General features: G+C 72.8%; 5 protein-coding genes. 4 read left to right on the top strand and 1 reads right to left on the bottom strand.

Going from position 1 to position 3,949, the window contains the following annotated elements; genetic code table 11:
- Positions 1-43: 43 nt before the first annotated feature.
- Both HMPREF0731_RS06055 and HMPREF0731_RS06050 read left to right on the top strand, forming a co-directional pair.
- Entirely contained in the window at positions 44-1,027 is a 984-nt protein-coding gene (locus HMPREF0731_RS06055; RefSeq protein ID WP_245538250.1) for a DMT family transporter, read from the top strand.
- The gene (locus tag HMPREF0731_RS06050) at positions 1,024-1,926 is read left to right on the top strand and encodes a DMT family transporter (RefSeq protein ID WP_007003164.1); all 903 of its coding nucleotides are present in this window, start codon (positions 1,024-1,026) and stop codon (positions 1,924-1,926) included. Before HMPREF0731_RS06055 ends, HMPREF0731_RS06050 begins: the two co-directional genes overlap by 4 nt.
- Before the next feature lie 42 nt (positions 1,927-1,968).
- Here the strand turns inward: HMPREF0731_RS06050 and HMPREF0731_RS06045 are convergent, their stop codons facing one another.
- Entirely contained in the window at positions 1,969-2,367 is a 399-nt protein-coding gene (locus HMPREF0731_RS06045) for a winged helix-turn-helix transcriptional regulator (RefSeq protein ID WP_007003163.1), read from the bottom strand.
- A gap of 93 nt (positions 2,368-2,460) precedes the next feature.
- Between HMPREF0731_RS06045 and HMPREF0731_RS06040 the strand changes: the two genes are divergently transcribed.
- On the top strand, positions 2,461-3,183 hold the full coding sequence (locus HMPREF0731_RS06040) for an SDR family NAD(P)-dependent oxidoreductase (RefSeq protein ID WP_211207884.1): 723 nt from the start codon (positions 2,461-2,463) through the stop codon (positions 3,181-3,183).
- Positions 3,184-3,343: 160 nt separating this feature from the next.
- Positions 3,344-3,949: alpha/beta hydrolase (locus HMPREF0731_RS25040; RefSeq protein WP_007003161.1), on the top strand; the 606-nt coding region annotated here is incomplete at its 3' end.

Genomic DNA, 3,949 nt, shown 5'->3' with positions numbered 1-3,949 from the left:
CGCGACGCCACCGGCGCCACCTGCCAGGTCGCCGAGGCCGATCTTGTCTGAGGCGCCCGCCGCCCGGCCCCTGGCGGCGGCGCCGGAGGGCGAGGCCGAACCCGCCCGACAACAACCCGCCGGGGTCGCGCCACGGCCCCGGCTGGATGATGCGGTGCGCGGCATCGGGCTGATCGCGCTGGGCTATGCGCTCATCGCCTGCGCCGACGCCGCGGTGAAATGGGCGCTGCCCGAGGTCGGCGCCGCCGCCGCCATGATCTGGCGCGGCATCTTCGGCGCGCTGGCCATCGCGCTGCTGGCGCGCGGCGCCTCGCTGCGGCCGGTCAATGGCAGGCTGATCGCCTGGCGCAGCCTGCTGCACTGCGTCGTCACCATCGCCTATTACATCGCCTGGGCGCGCGCCATGCCGCTGGCGGACAGCTATGCGGTCGCCTCCGCCGCACCCCTGCTGATGACGCTGCTGGCCATCCCGCTGCTGGGCGAGCAGGTGGGCTGGCGGCGCTGGACCAGCACGGCGGTGGGCTTCGGCGGCGTGCTGGTGATGCTGCAGCCCGGCGGCGCGCTGTGGCGCTGGGAGGCCGGCATGATGCTGGCCGCCGTGGCGCTGATGGCGCTGACCCGCATCTGGACGCGGCTGCTCTCGCGCAGCGACACGCCGGCCACCATCGCCTTCTGGCTGCTGCTGGCGCATATCCCGGTGGGGCTGCTGCTGCTGCCGGCCTTCCCGCCGCCCGCCTTGCTGCCCGCGCCCGGCATCGCCTTGGCGCTGGTGGGCTTCGGCCTGGCCAATGGGGTGGCGCATTTCCTCTTCGCCCGCGCCTTCGCCCTGGCCCCCGTCGCGGTGCTGGCGCCCTTCGAATACACGACGTTGGTCTGGGGGCTGGTGCTGGGCCTGCTGATCTGGGGCGACCTGCCGGCCTTGACCACGCTGGCCGGCGCGGCCGTCGTCATCGCCGCCGGGCTCTACAACCTCTATCGCGAGCGCCAGCGGGCCCGCGCCGCGCGCTTCGGCCAGGCCGCGCCATGACGCTGCGCCACGACCTCAAGCGCGGCGCGCTGCTGATGCTGCTGGCCACCGCGCTCTTCGCGCTGATGAGCGCGCTGGTGAAGGCCCTCGGCACCCGCATCCCGTTTCCGGAGCTGATGTTCTTCCGCAACGCCTTCGCCCTGCCGGTGGTGGCGGCGATCGCGCTGCGCCGGCATGTGACGCTGGCGACCCGCCGCTTCCCCGGCCATGTGGCGCGGGCGATGACCGGGATGGCGGCGATGAGCTGCTCCTTCTTCGCGCTGACCGTGCTGCCGCTGGCCGAGCAGACGGCGCTGACCTACTCCACCCCGCTCTTCGTCATCATCCTCTCCATCCCCTTCCTGGGCGAGCGGCCGGGGCCGCATCGCTGGGGCGCGGTGCTGGTGGGCTTCCTGGGCATCCTGGTGATCGCCATCGGGCAGGGCGCCTTCGGCGGCGGCCATCGCGGCCCGCCGGGGGTGGCGGAATGGCTGGTCTGGGCCGGCTTCGCGGCGGCGGCGGTGCATGGGCTGTTCTCCGGCATGACCACCATGCTGGTGCGCCAGCTCTCCGACACCGAGGCCAGCTCCACCATCGTGCTGTGGCAGTCGCTGCTGATGACCGGCTTCAGCCTGCTGGTGCTGCCCTTCGTCTGGGTGACGCCGACACTGGCCGAGCTGCCGCTGCTGCTGGCGATCGGGCTGCTGGGCGGGCTGGCCCAGGTGGCGCTGACCGAGGCCTATGCCAGCGCCCAGGTCTCTTCCCTGGGGCCCTATTCCTACACCGCGCTGATCTGGGCGATCCTGATCGGCTGGATCGCCTGGGGGGAGACGCCGACGCTGTCCATGCTGGCCGGGGCCGGGCTGATCGTGGCGGCGGGGCTGTATATTTTGCACCGGGAGATGCGGCGGCGGGGGTAGGGGAGACAGGCCGATGACCGGCCCTCCGCGCCCCCTCTTCCATCAAGCCCGCTCGGCCTCCCTGGCGCGGTCATAGGCCGTGCTGGCGCTGTGGATCGCCTCGCCATGCGCGAGCGCCCAGCCGCACAGCGCCTCGAAGGGCTGGCGCAGCGAATGCCCCAGCGGCGTGATGGCGTATTCCACGCCGATCGGCACCGTCGGCAGCACCGTCCGCGTGACCAGCCCGTTCCGCTCCAGGCGCTTCAGCGCATCCGCCAGGGCCTTGTGGGTGATGCCATCCAGGCGCCGCTTGATCTCGTTGAAGCGCGCGGGCTTCGGGCAGATCACCGTCAGGATCAGGATGGTCCATTTGTCCGCGATCTTGTCGAGCACCGGGCGCACCCGCGCCATGTTGGCCAGCGCGCAGGCGGAGAGGGCTTCGAGGTCGGTATCGTCGGCCATATCTAGGCTATCCCAGGTGCGTTCTTGCTACCAGATACAGCCTGTATATCTAGACCGCCATCCTTGCAGAACAGGAGATCGAGGATGGCGCGGATGTTGGACAGGATTGCCCTGGTGGTGGGCGGCGCGAGTGGCATCGGCTTCGCCACCGCCGAGCGGCTGGCGGCGGAGGGGGCGACGGTCTTTCTCACCGGCCGGCATGCCGAGGCGGTGGAGAAGGCCGCCGCCGCCATCGGCCGGGGCGCCTGCGGCCTGGTCGCGGATGCCAGCGTCGCGCAGGATGTGGCTGCGGCCGTCGCCACGGTGCGCGATCGGCATGGCCGCATCGACGCGCTGGTGCTCAATGCCGGCATCTCCGAGCCGGCGCTGCTGGCCGAGGAGACGCCGGAGCATGTCGACCGGCATTTCCTGGTCAATGTGCGCGGCGCGGTCCTTGCTTTCCAGGCGGCGCTCGGTGCCATGGAGAAGGGCGGCTCGGTCGTGCTGATCGGCTCGATCGCCGGCATGGCGGGCATTGCCCATTACGGCACCTATGCCGCCACCAAGGCGGCGCTGCGCTCCTATGCGCGCAGCTGGACCGCGGAGCTGGCGCCGCGCGGCATCCGCGTGAATGTCGTCAGCCCCGGCCCCACGGACACGGCGATGATGGCGGCCACCACGGAGGCGGTGCGCGCGGCGCTGGTTGGGCAGATCCCGCTCGGCCGCATGGCGCGGCCGGAGGAAGTCGCGGCCGCCGCGCTGTTTCTCCTCAGCGACGAGGCGAGCTTCATCGCGGGGGCCGAACTCTGCGTCGATGGCGGGATGCGGCAGGTCTGACTCGCCGCGAGGCTGCGGGGAGGACCCTCCCGCAGCCATCGCTCGCTTGCCGCCGCCCGGGCGCGGGGCCGCCGGATGCCACCCATCCGCGCCCCCCGATAGACAACCCCGCCCATCCTCCGCACTCTGTCCCCCCTGAAAAAAGAAGGGACGGACCGCCATGCCCCAGCGCCCGCCGCGACGCCGCCCTGGCCAGGCGCTGCTCCTGGCCGCCCTGCTCGCCGCCTGCGCCACCGGCCCCGGGCAGGGCCAGGCGGAGGCGCCGCCCGCCCCCGGCGATGGCGGCACCTCGGATTTCTACCGCCACGCCGAGACCACCCTGCCCGAACCGGGGCAGATGCTGCGCCAGGAGGCCCTGCCGCCCGAGAAGGGCATCGCCGAGGCCGGGCTGCAGCAGCGCATCCTCTACAGTTCGCGCAGCGGCGTGGATGGCCGGCCCATCGCCATCTCCGGCCAGCTTTTCCTCCCCGCCGGCGATCCGCCGCGGGGCGGCTGGCCACTGCTGGCCTGGGCGCATGGCACGGTGGGGGTGGCGGATGTCTGCGCCCCCTCCTGGACCGGCGCCAATCCGCGCCATGAGCGCTATCTCGGCGCCTGGCTGGCCGCCGGCTACGCCGTGGTGGCCAGCGACTATGAGGGCCTCGGCACGCCCGGGCCCCACCCCTATCTGGACAAGCGGGCCGAGGCGCAGGGCGTGCTCGACAGCGCCCGCGCCGCGCTCGGCGCCGGCCTGCCGCTGAATGGCAGCGTGGTGATCGCCGGCCAG

It is taken from the genome of Pseudoroseomonas cervicalis ATCC 49957, assembly GCF_000164635.1.
GTDB lineage: Bacteria > Pseudomonadota > Alphaproteobacteria > Acetobacterales > Acetobacteraceae > Pseudoroseomonas > Pseudoroseomonas cervicalis.
The sequence above is the reverse complement of the archived record's forward strand: the minus strand, read 5'-3'. Positions and strand labels throughout refer to the sequence as shown.

Bases quoted from the DNA above. Each gene is read 5' to 3' on its own strand.
- HMPREF0731_RS06050 (WP_007003164.1), top strand. From the start codon at position 1,024: ATGACGCTGCGCCACGACCTCAAGCGCGGCGCGCTGCTGATGCTGCTG.
- HMPREF0731_RS06040 (WP_211207884.1), top strand. From the start codon at position 2,461: ATGTTGGACAGGATTGCCCTGGTGGTGGGCGGCGCGAGTGGCATCGGC.
- HMPREF0731_RS06045 (WP_007003163.1), bottom strand. From the start codon at position 2,367: ATGGCCGACGATACCGACCTCGAAGCCCTCTCCGCCTGCGCGCTGGCC.